This window comes from Promicromonospora sp. NPDC050249, assembly GCF_040656015.1.
In the GTDB taxonomy this organism is placed as follows: Bacteria; Actinomycetota; Actinomycetes; order Actinomycetales; family Cellulomonadaceae; genus Promicromonospora.
This window is the reverse complement of record NZ_JBFAKY010000016.1, coordinates 74,730-90,434: the sequence shown is the minus strand read 5'-3', so window position 1 is coordinate 90,434 and position 15,705 is coordinate 74,730. Positions and strand designations below refer to the sequence as shown.

The following is a 15,705-nucleotide window of genomic DNA, read 5'->3' as shown; positions in this document are numbered from 1 at the left end:
ATGCACCGCTACGATCATGCGCCATGAAGCATGCCCGTAATGACGGTCCCGACATCGCGTTCCGGCTCGCCCGGCGCGTGGTCTCGACCGTCGCCGACGATATGTCGACGACGCAGCGCGTCGTGGCCGGTGCGGTCGCCGCGCTCCTCGGCATCTCCCCGTTCGGGGCGTGGAACAAGGTCGAGGCCCAGGCCGAACCGCTCGCCGCGGGCACGCCGGTCGAGGTCGGTCCGTTCGAGGTGATCATCGAGAAGGCCGCAACGGCGGACGAGCTCGGCTACCTCGTGCCGGAGCCGGGCAACCACATGCTCGCGGTCGTCGCGAACGTCACCAACACCGGCGAGGTGCCCGAGTACAGCAGCAAGATCGGCGAGGCGATCCCGGCCCCGGAGAACGTCGGCATCATCCCTGCGGCACCACTCGGGGAGGACGGCGCGGTCACCGAGGCCGCCCCCGGGACCGGGGAAGCACCGGACGGCGCGAACCCCTCCGCGAGCCCGTCCCCCGACGAGGCCGAGCTACCCTCCGCGTCCGTCGTCAACATCGAGGACGGCACCAGCATCGGCATCCTCAACCCCGGCCTGACCTATCGGGTCGCGCTGATCTGGGAGCAGAGCGGCACGTTCTCCGGCGACGAGATTCCGCTCCGGATCATGGCGCTCGAGTGGATCGAGGAGAGCGCGGGGAGCCTGGACAACGAGTACTGGCTTCTTCTGGACGAGGTCGCCTTCGCGGGGCAGATCCCGGTCGAGCCGGCGAAGCCGGCACCCGACGCCGAGGCGGGTGCGCAGTGAGGCACGGGCGGCGGCGGATCACCTGGAAGGGCACCGCGCTCGTCGTCGGCGCCGTGACGGCGGGCTGCGCGCTCGTGACCTATCTGCCGCAGGACGCGGGCGTGGAGGCGCCCTTCATCGTCGAGGGAGAGGTCGGCGAGACGCTCGACCTCACGTACGCGGAGCTCACGGTCACCGAGGTGCGGGTCGCCGATACCCTGACGGGGCTCTCCGAGACCGCCGCCGCGGGCGGGACCTTCGTCGTGGTCGACGCGACCTGGCGCGCCGTGCAGGGCCAGACGAGCTTCGGCGGTGCCGAGGTCACCGACCGGCAGGGTCGCCGGTTCTGGCCGACCAACCTGGCCGGGTGCTCCACCTCGGCCAGCGCTCAGCCAGGTTATGCCTGGCGCACCACGTACTGCTTCGACGTGCCGCGCGACGCGCTGGCGGGGGCGACGGTCCGGCTCGCCCGGGGCGGCCAGAGCGAGGACCACGCGGGCCAGCGACGCGACGCCGTCGCCGTCATCGACCTCGGCATCACACCGAGCGAGGTCGACACGCTGTGGGAGGCGGAAGAAGCCGTGACGCCCGAGGCGCCGGGTTACGCCCCGGCGAGCGCAGGAGGTAGCGAAGGATGACGACTCTGGTGACCCCGGCGGCGCCGGGCCCTGGTCAGGGGACACCCCCGGGCGCGGCACCCAGCCTGCGCCCCGGCATGCTGCCCGGCATGATCCCGCCGAACGCCCCGGCACCGCGCCCGCGCAGGAGCTGGGGGCGGCGCAACGCCGTCTGGCTGGTGCTGCTGCCGATCGCGATCGTGGCGGCCGCGGGGGCATCTTCGTTCCGGGTATGGGCGTTCTGGTGGCCGGTGGGCCTGCACCTCGAGGTGGACCGGGTGGCCCTGGGCGAGCCCGCGCACCTGGCGGGCGAGTACTACGACGCCTTCGGGCTCGACGTGCCGGAGCGGGCGCAGACCACGGTGCTCCGGGAGATCGATGCGACGGTGACGAGCGTCGAGCAGGTCACCGAGCTGCCGGCGCCCAGCTACGGCGACCCGGTACCGATCCCTGAGGGCTCCGTCGCGTACGAGGTGCGGGTGCAGTTCGCGGCCGAGCTCCAGACCGACCTCTCGCTGTGTCAGATCACCCTCGTGGCGGAGGACGGAACGCGGTACGGGGACTCGACCACGGACGTGCTGGGCAGTTCCAACCGCTGCTCGACGCCGGAGGCGGAGGGCTTCGTCAGCGAGCAGCCGGAGTGGGAGGTCACGTCGTTCGTGCTGGCCGATCCCGGCGCGGAGATCACGCAGGTGCGGCTGGGATTCGGAGGTCCCGAGTACGTGACGTTCGAGCTGCCGTAGCCAGGCCGGTACCGGCGTCGCCGTCATCTCGGACCACCATGCCACGCTCGACCAGGGCCCCGACGCTGGCGGCGATCAGGGCCGCGGCGAGCGCCAGCGCGAGCGCGAGCCCGGCGGCCGATTCCATGGGGCTGAAAGCGAGCCACGTGTTGCTCTCGACGGGACCGGTCACCGCACGGACGAGCCAGCCGACGCCTTGCGGCACCCGCATGATGACGAGGTAGCCCAGGCAGAAGACGAGCATGGGGCCGAGGCCGCCGTGCACGATCAGCTTCAGACCGTTCCACAGGGCGGAGAAGCGGGCGCGCAGGTCCTCCGTGAGCGACTCCAGGAGCGAGCGCAGCCCGCCCGGCAGCCAGGTCATGCGGTCGAGCCAGCGGTGCTCGGTGGACGGCGGTTCCATCAGCTTGTGCCCGAGGACGACGGCGCCGAGGGCGAGCCACGCCAGCGGCGCGACGAGGACGATGTCGAGCGACTCGAAGACTGTCACGATCCCGTCGGCCACGAACGTGACGGTGGTGTTGCCCGTCTCCCCCACGGCCTCCTGCGCGACGTCGACGGTCCCGACGGCAGCCGCCACGAGCTGCAGGTTCGTCGCCTCGTCCCACAGGCCCAGCTCGATGGCCTCGACCTGGCCGGCGACCTGGCTGGTCCAGTAGACCTCGAGGCAGCCACCGAGCACGGCGATACCGAGGAACTGGAACCTGCCCTCCAGCCGGCCGAGCAGCCAGCGCAGCACGAACGCGCCGGCCACGATGGCGACGAGCGTCCAGCCGTTCCAGAGGCCGAGCCGGGAGACGAAGTCGACACCTTGCGCGGAGAACATGTCGTTGAACGCCTCGTCCGCGGCTGCCTCGTTGATGAACCGGTCCCGGTCGGCGTCCATCAGACCCTCGACCTCATAGATCACGAGGAACGGCACCAGGACGGACAGGGCGACGTCGATCAGGCGCCGCTCGCGCCCCTCGGACGGCATCATCGGGGCGCGAGTCGTACCGGAAAGCATGCCGGGGATCTGACCGTTCCTGTCCCGGTCGGGTCCCGGGTCCGGGCTCAGGTGTGGCAGGGACTGCCGGCAGACCCACAGCATCCCGACGACCGGCATGAGGTAGCCGAGCGGGCTCACGATCAGCAGCAGCTGTGCCACGAACGAGTTCCACTGGCTCAGCTCGACGGCGCCCCACATGGCGCCGTTCCGCACGGCGACGCCGAGCAGGCCGAGCGTCAACAGCGCGGGCCAGTGCGCGACGAACAGTCGACCGGCGGAGACCAGGATCCTCATGGCGACACATAGTGTCCTAAAGCAGGACGTATGCGCCAAGCCGGCTCATGGCGGCGCACGATCGCCGCACGGATGTGGAGCCCGGCGGCCGAGCCGGGGCGTCACCCACCGCGCGGCCGGACACCCTCCAGGGCCAGTGTGACCAGCCGTTCCGCCTCAGCCGCGCCCGCCTCCTGCGCCGCGAGCGAGATCGCGTTGACGAGGGTCATCAGGTCAGCCATCGCGACGTCCGGGCGCACAGAGCCCTCGTCGACCGCCCGACGGCGCAGCGGGTCTCCCGCCGAGATCAGTGTCGTGCTGCAGGAGTCGCTCTCCTCCGCCGGTGCGTTCAGGATCGACGCCGCCAGACCGCGGGTCGTCGTCGAGTAGACGGCCACCTCCCGGAGCCAGGTACTGAGCGCCTCGAGGGCGTCCGGCGCGGTCCGCAGCTCCTCGGCGCGGACGCACAGGCCCTCGATGCGGTCCCGGAAGACCGCCTCCAGCAGCGACCAGCGCGACGGGAAGTGCCGGTGCAGCGTGGCCGAGCCGACGCCCGCCGAACGCGCGATCGCCTCGAGCGACGCGTCGGCGCCGTCCCGCGCGATCGCCGCGGAGGCCGCGCTCACGATCCGGGAGTAGTTGCGTTGTGCGTCAGCTCTCATGATCCGCCGTTGCCAAAGTGGGGTGGTCCCCCATATGTTAGCCGAACCAGCAAACGGGGTACCACCCCATTTAATTCAGGAGGCAGCATGACGGTTCTGGTCATCGGAGCGACGGGCAACCAGGGCGGGGCCACTGCCCGGGCCTTGCTCGACCGTGGGGTCGCGGTCCGCGCCCTGGTCCGCGACACGAGCTCCGACAAGGCGCAGGCCCTGAAGGAACGCGGAGCCGAGCTGGTGATCGGCGAGCTGGACGACGCCGCGTCGCTGTTCGCTGCGGCCGAGGGCGCGGACGGCGTGTTCTCGATCCCGTACCCCGACGTCACCGACCTGGCGGGCGATGCGGAGGTGATCCGGGGTCGCAACGTCGTCGAGGCCGCCCGCAAGGCGGGGGTCGCGCAGGTCGTGCACAGCAGTGTCTCCGGCGCCGGCGAGTTCCACCGCACCCAGCCCGGCTGGGCCGAGGGGCGCTGGGACCAGCACTACTGGGAGAGCAAGGCCGCGATCGACGAGGCGGTGCGGACCGGCGGCTTCGAGCGCTGGACCGTGCTCAAGCCTGCGACGTTCATGGAGAACCTGACGGGCTGGTCCTACCTGTTCGGCGACTGGTCCAGCGGCACGATCATCACCGGGTTCGCGGCGGACACCCGGATCCCCTGGATCGCCGTCGACGACATCGGGGAGGCCGCGGCGATCGCGTTCACGGAGCCCGGCAGGCTCGACGGCATGGATGTCGAGCTCGCCGGCGAGATGCTGACGATGACCGAGACCGCCGCGATCCTCAGCGAGGTCACCGGACGCACGATCAGCGCGCCGGTGCTCAGCCCGCTGGAAGCCGTCGAGCGCGGCATGCTGCCCGCCATGGTCAACGGCGTCGAGCGGATCAACGCGAACGGAACGCCCGCCCGGCCCGAGGACGTCCGGGCCCTCGGGCTTCCCACCACGGACTTCCGCACCTGGGCGCGGCGCACCCTGGCCTGACGCCACCGCTGGAGGGACACGTCCGAGCCGGCTCTGACGGTGCGCGCACCGTCAGAGCTTGGTGACCGCCGTGTACTTCAGCGCGATGCGCTTGGTCCCGTTGCTGCCGAAGTCGATCTTGACCACCGCGTTCGCCTCGACGTCCACCACCGTGCCGAGCCCGTACGAGTCGTGCGTGACGCGGTCGCCGATCTCCAGGCTCGGGATGTCCTTCTGGACGTTGATCCCACCGAACCCGCCCTTCGCGCCCGCCTTCTTCTCCGGCGCGAACGGCTTGCTCTGCCCGCCGCCCGACGACGACGCGGCCGCGCCGCTGCGCGAGGTCCCGGACCGGCCGGCGGACCACGTGGAGCCCGTACCCGCGCCGCGCCCGCCCGAGCCGTAGCCGCCCGAGCCGTACCCGCCGCTCCAGCCACCTCGTCCGTTACGGATCGCAGCGGTGGACGACTCCCGGCGGCGCCAGTCCCACAGTTCCTCGGGGATCTCCTGCAGGAACCGGCTCTCCGGGAACTCGTTGGCCATGCCGAACGCTGCCCGCACCGAGGACCGCGTGATGTACAGGCGCTCGCGCGCCCGGGTGATGCCCACATAGGCGAGCCGGCGCTCCTCGGCGAGCTCCGAGTCGTCGTGCAGCGAGCGCATGTGCGGGAAGGTGCCGTCCTCCATGCCCGTGAGGAACACGACGGGGAACTCCAGGCCCTTGGCCGTGTGCAGGGTCATGAGGGTGATGACGCCCTGGTCCTTCTTGGGTGCCTCCTCCGCCGCGCCGTCCGCCACGTCCTCGTCGGGGATCTGGTCGCTGTCGGCGACCAGCGAGACCCGCTCCAGGAAGTCGGCCAGCGAGCCCTCGGGATCGGTCTCCCCGAAGTCGACGGCCACGGCGTGCAGCTCCGCCAGGTTCTCCACGCGGCCCTCGTCCTGCGGGTCCTCGCTCGCGCGCAGCTCCGCGAGGTAGCCGGTGCGGTCGAGCACCGCGCCAAGGACCTCCGCCGGCGGGGCGCCCTGGTCAACCAGGGCGCGCAGCTCCCGCATCATGTCGCGGAAGACGAGCAGCGGCTTGAGGGACCGGTTGGTCATGCCGGGGATCTCGTCGGCGCGTTCAAGGGCGGCGCCGAACGAGATGCGCTCCCGGTCGGCGAACGACGCGACCAACGACTCCGCGCGGTCGCCGAGCCCACGCTTGGGCACGTTGAGGATGCGGCGCAGGTTCACGTCGTCGTCCTCGTTGGCCAGTGCACGCAGGTAGGCGACGGCGTCCTTCACCTCGCGGCGCTCGTAGAACCGCGTGCCGCCCACCACCTTGTACGGGAGGCCGACGCGGACCAGCACCTCCTCGAGCGCGCGCGACTGCGCGTTGGTGCGGTAGAAGATCGCGACGTCGCCCGGCCGCACGCCGTCGGAGTCGCCGAGCTTGTCGATCTCGTCGGCGACGAACCGCGCTTCCTGGTGCTCGTCGTCGGCCACGTAGCCCACGATCTTGGCCCCGGCGCCCGAGTCGGTCCACAGGCGCTTGGGCGTGCGGCCGGCGTTGCGGGAGATCACCGCGTTGGCCGCGCTCAGGATGTTCTGCGTGGAGCGGTAGTTCTGCTCCAGCAGGATCGTGGTCGCGGCCGGGTAGTCCTTCTCGAACTCCAGGATGTTGCGGATCGTGGCGCCGCGGAACGCGTAGATGGACTGGTCGGAGTCGCCCACGACGGTGAGCTCGGCCGGGTCCAGCCCTCCGTCGGTCGAGTCGGCGGACCCGTCGGTGCCCACCCCCGCCAGCTCGCGGACCAGCGTGTACTGCGCGTGGTTCGTGTCCTGGTACTCGTCGACCATGACGTGCCGGAACCGGCGGCGGTAGTGCTCAGCGACGTTCGGGAACGCCTGGAGCAGGTTCACGGTGGTCATGATGATGTCGTCGAAGTCCAGCGCGTTCGCCTGTGTGAGGCGCGCCTGGTAGCGCGTGTAGACGTCGGCCAGCACCTGGTCGAACTTGGGCGCCGTCGTGTTGCGCTCCTCCGCCGACTGGCCACCCCACGGCCGGCGAATGGCACCCGACTCCGCCGCCGCTGCGGCCGCGAGCGCCTCCTCTGTGGCGTTCGCCCCGGTCTGCCGCGCGTAGGTCTCCGGGTCGATCAGCTCGTTCTTCAGGTCGCTGATCTTGTTTGACAGCCCACGCGCCGGATACTTCTTGGGGTCGAGGTTGAGCTCGCGCGTCACCAGCGTGATGAGTCGCTGGCTGTCGGCGGCGTCGTAGATGCTGAAGCTCGACCGCAGGCCGAGCGTCGTCGCTTCGCGGCGCAGGATCCGCACGCAGGCCGAGTGGAACGTGGAGACCCACATACGGCCCGCTGCCGGGCCGACCAGGCCCGCGACGCGCTCCCGCATCTCGGCCGCCGCCTTGTTGGTGAACGTGATCGCGAGGACCTCCCCCGCCCGCGCCCTGCCGGTGGCGAGCAGGTAGGCGATGCGGTGCGTCAGCACGCGCGTCTTGCCCGAGCCCGCGCCCGCGACGATGAGGAGCTGCCCGCCCTCGTGCACGACGGCGGCCCGCTGTTGCGGGTTGAGGCCGTCCAGCAGCGCCTCCGGGTCGAGGTGGGAGTAAGCGCCCCCGGCGCGCGGCGCCTCCGACTCGTGCGGCAGGCCCGCCAGCCAGTCCGGCTCGCTGGGCAGCGCTGCCTCGCCCGGGTCACCGGCGCCCGCACCGTCGTCGTCCCACTGCGGCGCCGTGCTCGGCAGGCGCGACATGGTGCCTGGCGACGCGGGGTCGAGGCCGGGCAGGGAGAGGCTGTCGAAGAGGGAAGTCATCGCCCCTAAGCCTAGGCGGGCTCACCGACACTGCCGACGGTGGCACGGATACGAGCCGTCACAGATCCGGTGCGCACCCGGTCGAGAGGGGGGACGGATCTGTTCGCAGGGTCACAAGGAGTCGTCGATGAGCACCATCGCGTTCGTCAACATCGGTATGCACGGGTACGTCAACCCGACGCTCCCCGTCGTGGCGGAGCTCGTCCGCCGCGGCCACACCGTGAGCTACTACGCCTCCCCGGCGTTCGCGGCGCAGATCGAGGCCACCGGTGCGGACGTCCACCTCTACGCCGGGGACGACCTGCCCCTGCCCGATCCGCCGATCCCCCTGGCGATGATCGAGGGGCTGGCCCGCACCGCCGTCGGGCTGCTCCCCGGTGTGCTCGAGGACCTCCGCGCCGCGCGTCCGGACCTGGTGGTCCACGGCGCCGCCTGCCCGTGGGGCGCGGTCGCCGCGCGGGAGCTCGGCGTGCCGGCCGCCGCGACCTACACGACGTTCGCGTTCAACCGGCAGGTGCCGAGCCCGTGCGGGATCTCCCGGGCGCTGCTGGTCGCCGCGGCGGCCTATCCCCGGATCGCGAGCAGCTACGTGCGGGCGCGCTGGACCCTGCGCCGCGGTTACGACACCAGCGGGCTGCCGCTGACCGACCTGATGAACGCGCAGGAGCCGCTGAACCTGGTCTTCACCTCGGCGACGTTCCAGCCCGGCGCCGACGCCTTCGGCCCCTCCTACCGGTTCGTCGGCGCCAGCGTGGGCTCCCGGCTGCCCGACCCGGCGTTCGCGGCCGACCGGCTCGAGGGCCCCGTGCTGTACGCGTCGCTCGGCACGGTGTTCGACGGTAGCCCTGGCCTGCTGCGTACCTTCGCCACCGCGCTGGCGCCGCTGGCCGGCACGGTGGTCGTGGCCACCGGCCACACGGACCCGGCCGACCTGGGCTCGCTGCCTGCCAACGTGCTGGCCCGCCGGTCGGTACCGCAGCTGCAGGTGCTCGACCAGGCCGCGCTCTTCGTCACGCACGGGGGCATGAACAGCGTCAACGAGGCGATGCAGGCCGGGGTGCCGACGCTCGTCGTGCCGCAGGGCGCGGACCAGCCGCTGGTGGCACAGCGGGTCGTCGACCTAGGCGCGGGCCTGGCGCTGCGCACCGAGGACGCCACGGCCGAGACGGTGAACACGCTCGCCCGGCGCCTGCTGGACGAGCCGCGGTTCCGGGAGGCGGCCCGCAGGCAGCGCGACGCCCAGCGGGAGGCGGGCGGCTGGGTACGGGCCGCCGACGAGCTCGAGCGGTACCTCGAGCGCGTCGGCGACCCGCCCCGGCCGGCAGCACCGGCCGATCCCCCGCGGGAGCGCTGATGTCGACGACGGTCGTGGTGCTGCTGGTCCTCGCCGGGCTGTCCGAGAGCGCCGGCCGGGTGCTGCCCCTGGTGGCTCGCCGGCCACGGCTGTCCCGGCGGCTCGTGGCCGGGCTGATGGTCACCGGAACGGTGGTCGAGGGCACGGTGATCGCGCTGTGGCCGGTGGCCGCGTGGACCGTCGCCGACCTGGTGAGCCGGGATCCGCTGCCCAGCACCTCGTGCCTGGCCTGGACGCCTGCCCTGGTGGCTCCGCTGCTGCTCGCGGCGATCCTCGCGTTCCCGCTGCTCGGCCCGTTCCTGCACCTGCTGCTCGTCGCCGGTGTCGGGGCCGGGCTGGTCGGACCGCTCGCCTCCGCGTCGGGTCTGGGCTGGTGGGCCGCCGCCGGCTGTGTCGCGGCCGCGGGGATCGGGCTCGCCGCCCTCGTCGAGGTGGTGCGCCGCGTGGCCGCGCGACTCGTGGCCGGAGCACGGGAGCGGGAGGTGGTGGTCGCGTGACCGAGCTCCTGCTGCTCGTCGTCCTGCTGGCGCTCGGCCCGGTCCTGCTCGCCGAGGGCCTGCTGGCCCGCTACGAGCTGATGGTCTACACCGTCGGCTGGCGCGCCCCGGCGCCACGGTTGCCCGAGGACGAGCCGTACGCCCGGGGCGCCGACCCCGCACGTCCGCCCGCCGCGTACCTGGTCTACCTGGACGGCATCGGCAAGCGGCGCTTCAGCGACACGCGTGACGGCGGCCAGCTCGTCCAGGCGGTCATCGCCGGGGCGCCGGAGCTGCGCGTGCTGGGCCAGGTCCAGCCCTACTCGCCGCTGGCCGACCCGCTCGTGGGGCGACCGGTGTGGGACTGGCTGCGCCGCCACATCGGCATCACCCTGTTCCTGCACAACGTCATGCAGATCTTCGTCGCCGCTGACCGCCGGTACCGTCCGCTGTACAACCGCGCCGTGGGCGCCCAGATCGCCGACCAGCTGCGCCTCGCGGGCTACGAGCCGGGCGGCGGCATACCGGTGGTGCTGCTCAGCTACAGCGGCGGCGCACAGGTGGCGACCGGCGCGGTCGACGGGATCTTCACCGAGCTGCGGGCGCCGATCTGGGTGATCACGCTGGGCGGTTTCCACAACGGCGCCAACGACCTCACGCACGCGGTCCACCTGCACCGGCTCACCAGCTCGAACGACTGGATAGAGGGCGTCAGCACCTGGCTGTTCCCCGAACGCTGGCGACTGTTCCGCCGCAGCGCGTGGAACCGGGCGCACGAGGCCGGCAAGGTCACCGTGCACTCGCTCGACCCCGCGGCGCACATCGGACCGCTGGGCTACATCAGCCCGACGGCGCGCCTGGCCGACGGGCGGAGCTACCTCGACCGCACGACCGCCCTGGTGATCGAGATCGTCCGGCGCGACTGCGAGGCGTACGCGGCACGGAACCCTGCGCACTGAGGCGCCCGCACAGGCGACGCGACCGACGCCGTCAGGCCTTCTCCCAGACCGAGACCTGCTTGGTGCTCTCGTGCTCGAACGGGGCCCGGTCCCAGTCCGCCCACCTGTGCTTGAGCCGCATGCCCGCGATACGGGCCATGAGATCCATCTCGGCGGGCCACGCGTACCGGAAGGGGACCACGCGGAAGCGTCCGCCGTCCGGGGTCACCGTCACGTGGTTCGACGTGAAGAGCTGCGTCGCGACGTCGTACCGGTCGAAGCCGACGTACCCGCCGCCGTCGTCGGGCGCGACCGTGAACGGGACGGTGTCCTGACCGGGCGGCATCCGCCGCAGGTCCGGGATGCCCACCTCGACGAGGAACAGGCCGCCGGGCCGCAGGTGCGCCGCTGCGTTGCGGAAGACGTCCACCTGCCCGTCCTGGGTGGTGACGTTGGAGATCGTGTTGAACACCAGGTAGACCAGCGAGAACTCGCCGGGCGCCACGGCGCCGTCGAACAGGGTCGAGGTCATGTCGCCGATGGTGACGTCGATCTGCCCGCCGCCTGGCTTGCCTGCGATCCGGGCGGCCATCGCCTTGCTCAGCTCGATGCCGCTCACCGGGACGCCGCGCGCGGCCAGCGGCACGGCGATCCGGCCGGTCCCGATCGCGAGCTCCAGCACCGGGCCGCCGTCGGCCAGGTCTGCCAGCGCGTCGACGACCGGGTCTATCGCCTCGGGCGTGTTCGCGTCCTCCGGGTCGTCGTACCCGGCGGCCACGCTCTCGGGGAACAAGCCGTCGCTCGGGTCGTCGGTGGTGGTCGTGCTCGTGTCGTCGCGCGCCGTTTCGCTCACGGCATCGACGCTATGCCCGACGGCGGCACCCGCACACGCTTATTTTCGGCCCTGCCTTGCGTGGTCCCGGTGCCCGTTCAGCACGTCCAGCGTGCGCCGCAGCGCGGTGCTCGAGGTGTGCACCGTGTACGGGAAGTACATGACCTCCACGCCGACGTCGGCGAACCGGCGCTCCAGCTCGAGCCCCTTGTCGGTGCCCTTCCAGTCGTCGCCCTTGAAGAACACGTCGAACGGGCGCTGCCGCCACGTCTCGATCTTGTCGGGCTGCGTCTCGATGAACACCTCGTCGACGAACGCGATGTGGCGCACGATCTCCGCACGCTCGATCACCGGCACGACAGGGCGGCGCCCCTTGGCGAGCTCCAGCATGTCGTCGTCGACGACGCCTGCCACCAGATAGTCGCAGCGACCCTTCGCGTGCCGCAGCACGTTGAGGTGGCCCACGTGGAACAGGTCCCAGGCGCCAGGCGCATAACCGACCACAGTCATGCCTGAGAGGCTAGAAGGGCTCTGTTTCCAACGCTGCCCAACACGGACATCTGAGCGGGTGAACGTGCAGTTCACCCCCCACGAATACACACAGACCCCCACCGATCGCACGCGAGCGAGTCGGTCACGGCACCCTGAAGGGGTGACCTTCGGGTGAAAGTACGTGGTTCGGCTACTACCGGACATAGGGCCAAGGCATGCTGGGCACGACATGGCTACGACAATCCTTACGGTGTGCACGGGGAACATCTGTCGCTCCCCAGTCCTGGCACGCCTGCTCACAGCCCGCACCGACGGCACCGTCCAGGTCAGCAGCGCTGGCATCCGGGCGCGCGCCGACGAACCCATCGAGCCGCACATGGCGAGCCTGCTGCAGTCACGCGGGCTCGACAGCGGCCAGTTCACCGCGCGCCAGCTCACACCCGAGATGATCCGCACCGCCACCGTCATCATCACGATGACGCGCGCCCAGCGCTCCGCGGTGGTGCGGGCCGTCCCTGAGGCCGTCCGGCGGACGTTCACCCTGCTGGAGCTGGCGCACGTGCTGAGCACGTCGCCGGGCCCGCGGTCCGCCACCGACGACGCGACCCGGTGGGCCCGGGTACCCGAGCTCGTGAGCCAGGAGCGCCTGAACCACTCTGCGTGGAACCGCACGCTCGACATCGAGGACCCCTACGGCCGCGGCGACAAGGCCTTCCGGCGCGTGTTCGAGCGGATCTGGTCGGCGACCGACACGGTGTGCGGCGTGCTCGGCACCGGCCGGCAGCCCTGGCTCCTGAGCGCACCCCAGCCGCGTTCGGGCGCGCAGCCGCTCACCCAGCCCCGGCACTCGTCGCACCTCGGCAAGCTCTGAGCCGAGCTGACGACCAGCCACAGGACCACCGGACGACAGACCGTCCCAGACAGGCAGTACCAGACGACAGGCCGTACGAGTCAGACAGGAGGCAGGACGTGGAACTCGTCGAATACGCGAACGTGCTGCGACGACGCTGGGCGGTGATCGTCTGCACGGCGCTCGTCGGGGCACTCGCCGCGTTCGGCTGGGCCTGGTCGACGCCGCCGTCCTACACCGCGACGGCCAAGGTCTACGTGTCGCTGAACACCGGCGAGTCGACCAGCGACCTGCTGCAGGGCTCCACGTACGTGAAGAACCTGATCGAGTCGTACGCCGCGCTGACCGACATGCCCGTGGTGCTCGACCCCGTCGCCGCAGACCTCGGCCCGGGCGTCAGCGGCCGTGACCTCGCCGGTGCCGTCTCCGCCGACTCGCCGCTGAACACCTCGATCATCGAGATCAAGGTCGACGACGGCGACCCCGAACGCGCCGCGGTGATCGCCAACGCCGTCGCCCAGCAGCTCTCGCTGACCGTCGTCGACCTGTCACCGGCCACGCCGACGGGCGAGCAGGCCATCGAGGTGACCACGGTCTCGTCGGCGGAGGTCCCGCGGTACCCGTCGGCGCCCCGGACCCGCCTCCTGGTGGCCGCCGGTGGCGCGGGGGGCCTCGCGATCAGCGTCGCGCTGGTCCTGCTCTGGGCGGTCGTCGACACGCGGATCAGGTCGTCGCAGGACCTGGAGGTCGTGTCGGAGGGCACCGCGCTGCTCGGCTCGATCCCCGTGGTCAAGCGCAAGGCCGCCCGCGTCCCGGCCACCCATGAGCCGCTGAGCACCCGGGCGGAGGCCTACCGCCGCGTCCAGACCAACCTGTCGTTCGTCGACGCGACCACGCCCGCGCGTGTCCTCGTGGTGACCTCGAGCGTGCCCGGAGAGGGAAAGTCCACGACGGCGATCAACCTCGCCTCGACCTTCGCCGAGAGCGGCAGCCGCGTGCTGCTCATCGACAGCGACATGCGACGCCCGTCCATCGCCACCGTGCTCGGCCTGGAGGACGCCGCGGGGCTCACCACCGCCCTGGTCGGACGGTCCGCCATGACCGACCTGGTCCAGCGGTACGGCCCCGGCCCGCTCGACGTCCTGCCCCTCGGACCCATCCCGCCGAACCCGCACCAGCTCATCGCCTCGGACGCCACGCGGGACCTGATCGCCACGGCCCGTGCGGCCTACGACGTCGTCATCATCGACGCGCCGCCGCTGCTCCCCGTCTCGGACGCCGCGGTCCTGTCCACCATGGCCGACGGCGTGGTCGTGGTCGTCGGAGCCCGCCGCGTGCGCCGCCAGCAGCTCACCCAGGCGATGCGGTCGCTCGCCGGGGTCGAGGCGCGGGTGCTCGGCTTCATCCTGGCGTTCGCACCCCGGTCCGGCCCGGGCGGTTCCTACTACGGCTACAGCACCAACCGGCGCCGGAAGCTGCGGTTCCTGCCGGGGCGGCGCCACCACGACACGCTCGACCTGCCGCCCATCACCGGCACGATCAGTGCGGTGCCCGGAGCCGGCAAGGTACCGAGCGGCATCCCCGGCCCTGGCATCGCCCCGGTCCTGGGGAGCACCTCCGGCCCGAGCGGCGTTCCCCGTGACGGCGTCGTCCCGGGCCCCGACGACATCCCGAGCCCCGGCAACATCCACGGGCCGGGCGGTATCCCCGGTCCCGGCGCGCGGCTGACCCCTGGCCCCTCGCCGCGGCCCATACCCCCTGTCGTCGCCGATCTCGGGACGGCCGATGAGCGAGCCGGGTGACGGCAGGACGCGCGACGTGCGCGTCTACAAGACTCTTCGCACGGCCCACCTCGAACGTGCTCTCGCGCTCACCCCGGCAGACATCCTGTACCAGGAGAGCCGCTACGACTTCGACGAGGACCTGGTGGCGGAGGTCCGCCCGCAGCAGGCCGGCGACCTCCGCTCCGCATGGCTCGTCGCCCGGAACGGGTACGAGATCGTCGAGATCAACGAGCCGGCGGCCATCGACTGCGTGCGCCGGTCCGCCGCCGTCCTCGCCGCGCTGCTCCTGAGCGACCTCGTCCGACGCCGCCGTACCCGGATCGTCGCCTACGCGATAGGCAACATCGACCCGCGCACCCTCCCGAGGCCTACCGCCTGGTGGCCGCGCCTGGGCAGGCGTCTGGACCTCATCCTCGCGCGCTGGGTCTGGCTGCGGCTCGACCGGGTCGTGTTCGGCACGGAGACAGCGCGCCAGCTCTACGGCACCGTCTTCGGTATCGCGGGCCGCCGCAGCCTCCGCTGGACCACCATCGAGGCGCTGCCCGCCGTCTGCGACTGCCTGCTCGACGGCGAGAAGACGCCGGGACGCGTGCTGTTCCTGGGCGACCTCTCGGCCCGCAAGGGGTTCGACTCCGTGCTGGCCGCGTGGGCGACGGTGCGGCACCACTCGCCGGACGCCGTCCTCACCGTGGTGGGGCGCGGCGCGCTGCTCGACGACGCCTACGCGGCCGCGCGGGCGGACAACCGGGTCCGGGTCATCGCCGACCCGCCGCGCGACGTCGTGCACGCGGAGCTGCGGAGGGCCTCGGTGGTGGTGCTGCCGTCCCGCCGCCAGGTCGCGTGGCGCGAGCAGGTGGGCCTGCCGATCGTCGAAGGGCTCGCGCACGGCTGCACGGTGGTGACCACCGACGAGACCGGGATCGCGGACTGGCTCCGGCGCAACGGGCACGGCGTCATCCCCGCGGCCTCGGTGGGCGAGCTGCTCGCCTCGGTGATCACCGAGGCCGCGGCGAGGCCGCTCGACCCGCGCGCGGTGTGCGCCTCCCTGCCACGTCAGGACTCCCGGCTGGAGGCGGACTCGTGGATGTTCGCGCGGGAGCTCATCGCGGCTGGTTCACCCGACAAATCCGGCGACCGTCGATGATCTCGTCGCTA

15 protein-coding genes are annotated in these 15,705 nt (G+C 72.0%); 10 read left to right on the top strand and 5 right to left on the bottom strand.

The window, feature by feature from the left end; translation table 11 throughout:
• The first annotated feature begins 23 nt into the window (after nt 1–23).
• The 3 genes from AB0I32_RS15060 to AB0I32_RS15050 are packed head-to-tail and all read left to right on the top strand — an operon-like array spanning nt 24 to nt 2,133.
• Nucleotides 24–794 carry a hypothetical protein gene (locus AB0I32_RS15060; protein WP_357507279.1) on the top strand — a complete coding sequence of 257 codons (771 nt, stop codon included), beginning with the start codon at nt 24–26 and terminating at the stop codon, nt 792–794.
• A complete protein-coding gene (locus AB0I32_RS15055) occupies nt 791–1,411 on the top strand; it encodes a hypothetical protein (protein WP_357507277.1) in 621 nt (206 codons plus the stop codon). Before AB0I32_RS15060 ends, AB0I32_RS15055 begins: the two co-directional genes overlap by 4 nt.
• Nucleotides 1,408–2,133, top strand: a complete 726-nt coding sequence (locus AB0I32_RS15050; protein WP_357507275.1) for a hypothetical protein — start codon at nt 1,408–1,410, stop codon at nt 2,131–2,133. Before AB0I32_RS15055 ends, AB0I32_RS15050 begins: the two co-directional genes overlap by 4 nt.
• On the opposite strand, the gene AB0I32_RS15045 is transcribed toward AB0I32_RS15050, so the two are convergent.
• Together AB0I32_RS15045 and AB0I32_RS15040 are read right to left on the bottom strand one after the other, a co-directional pair.
• Complete coding sequence (locus AB0I32_RS15045) at nt 2,075–3,415, bottom strand: hypothetical protein (RefSeq protein ID WP_357507273.1); 1,341 nt, start codon at nt 3,413–3,415, stop codon at nt 2,075–2,077. The genes AB0I32_RS15050 and AB0I32_RS15045 overlap by 59 nt on opposite strands.
• A gap of 101 nt (nt 3,416–3,516) precedes the next feature.
• Nucleotides 3,517–4,056, bottom strand: a complete 540-nt coding sequence (locus tag AB0I32_RS15040) for a helix-turn-helix domain-containing protein (protein WP_357507271.1) — start codon at nt 4,054–4,056, stop codon at nt 3,517–3,519.
• Nucleotides 4,057–4,143: 87 nt separating this feature from the next.
• Between AB0I32_RS15040 and AB0I32_RS15035 the strand changes: the two genes are divergently transcribed.
• Nucleotides 4,144–5,034, top strand: a complete 891-nt coding sequence (locus AB0I32_RS15035) for an NmrA/HSCARG family protein (protein ID WP_357507269.1) — start codon at nt 4,144–4,146, stop codon at nt 5,032–5,034.
• Between the two features lie 51 nt (nt 5,035–5,085).
• On the opposite strand, the gene AB0I32_RS15030 is transcribed toward AB0I32_RS15035, so the two are convergent.
• Entirely contained in the window at nt 5,086–7,824 is a 2,739-nt protein-coding gene (locus tag AB0I32_RS15030) for a UvrD-helicase domain-containing protein (RefSeq protein WP_357507267.1), read from the bottom strand.
• Between the two features lie 127 nt (nt 7,825–7,951).
• Between AB0I32_RS15030 and AB0I32_RS15025 the strand changes: the two genes are divergently transcribed.
• The 3 genes from AB0I32_RS15025 to AB0I32_RS15015 are packed head-to-tail and all read left to right on the top strand — an operon-like array spanning nt 7,952 to nt 10,613.
• Nucleotides 7,952–9,178, top strand: a complete 1,227-nt coding sequence (locus tag AB0I32_RS15025) for a macrolide family glycosyltransferase (RefSeq protein WP_357507265.1) — start codon at nt 7,952–7,954, stop codon at nt 9,176–9,178.
• On the top strand, nt 9,178–9,675 hold the full coding sequence (locus AB0I32_RS15020; RefSeq protein WP_357507263.1) for a hypothetical protein: 498 nt from the start codon (nt 9,178–9,180) through the stop codon (nt 9,673–9,675). Before AB0I32_RS15025 ends, AB0I32_RS15020 begins: the two co-directional genes overlap by 1 nt.
• Nucleotides 9,672–10,613 carry a hypothetical protein gene (locus AB0I32_RS15015; protein WP_357507261.1) on the top strand — a complete coding sequence of 314 codons (942 nt, stop codon included), beginning with the start codon at nt 9,672–9,674 and terminating at the stop codon, nt 10,611–10,613. The genes AB0I32_RS15020 and AB0I32_RS15015 overlap by 4 nt, the downstream gene beginning before the upstream one ends.
• Before the next feature lie 31 nt (nt 10,614–10,644).
• Here AB0I32_RS15015 and AB0I32_RS15010 read toward each other — a convergent pair whose 3' ends face one another.
• Entirely contained in the window at nt 10,645–11,445 is an 801-nt protein-coding gene (locus AB0I32_RS15010; RefSeq protein ID WP_357507259.1) for a class I SAM-dependent methyltransferase, read from the bottom strand.
• Between the two features lie 39 nt (nt 11,446–11,484).
• Nucleotides 11,485–11,934 (bottom strand): adenylyltransferase/cytidyltransferase family protein, encoded by a 450-nt coding sequence (locus AB0I32_RS15005; RefSeq protein ID WP_357507257.1) that lies wholly within the window; start codon nt 11,932–11,934, stop codon nt 11,485–11,487.
• A 211-nt stretch (nt 11,935–12,145) separates the two neighbouring features.
• Between AB0I32_RS15005 and AB0I32_RS15000 the strand changes: the two genes are divergently transcribed.
• From AB0I32_RS15000 to AB0I32_RS14990, 3 genes are all read left to right on the top strand, one after another.
• On the top strand, nt 12,146–12,787 hold the full coding sequence (locus AB0I32_RS15000; RefSeq protein WP_357507255.1) for a low molecular weight phosphatase family protein: 642 nt from the start codon (nt 12,146–12,148) through the stop codon (nt 12,785–12,787).
• Between the two features lie 98 nt (nt 12,788–12,885).
• Nucleotides 12,886–14,568, top strand: a complete 1,683-nt coding sequence (locus AB0I32_RS14995) for a polysaccharide biosynthesis tyrosine autokinase (RefSeq protein ID WP_357507253.1) — start codon at nt 12,886–12,888, stop codon at nt 14,566–14,568.
• Entirely contained in the window at nt 14,552–15,694 is a 1,143-nt protein-coding gene (locus tag AB0I32_RS14990; protein WP_357507251.1) for a glycosyltransferase family 4 protein, read from the top strand. Before AB0I32_RS14995 ends, AB0I32_RS14990 begins: the two co-directional genes overlap by 17 nt.
• Nucleotides 15,695–15,705: the final 11 nt, after the last annotated feature.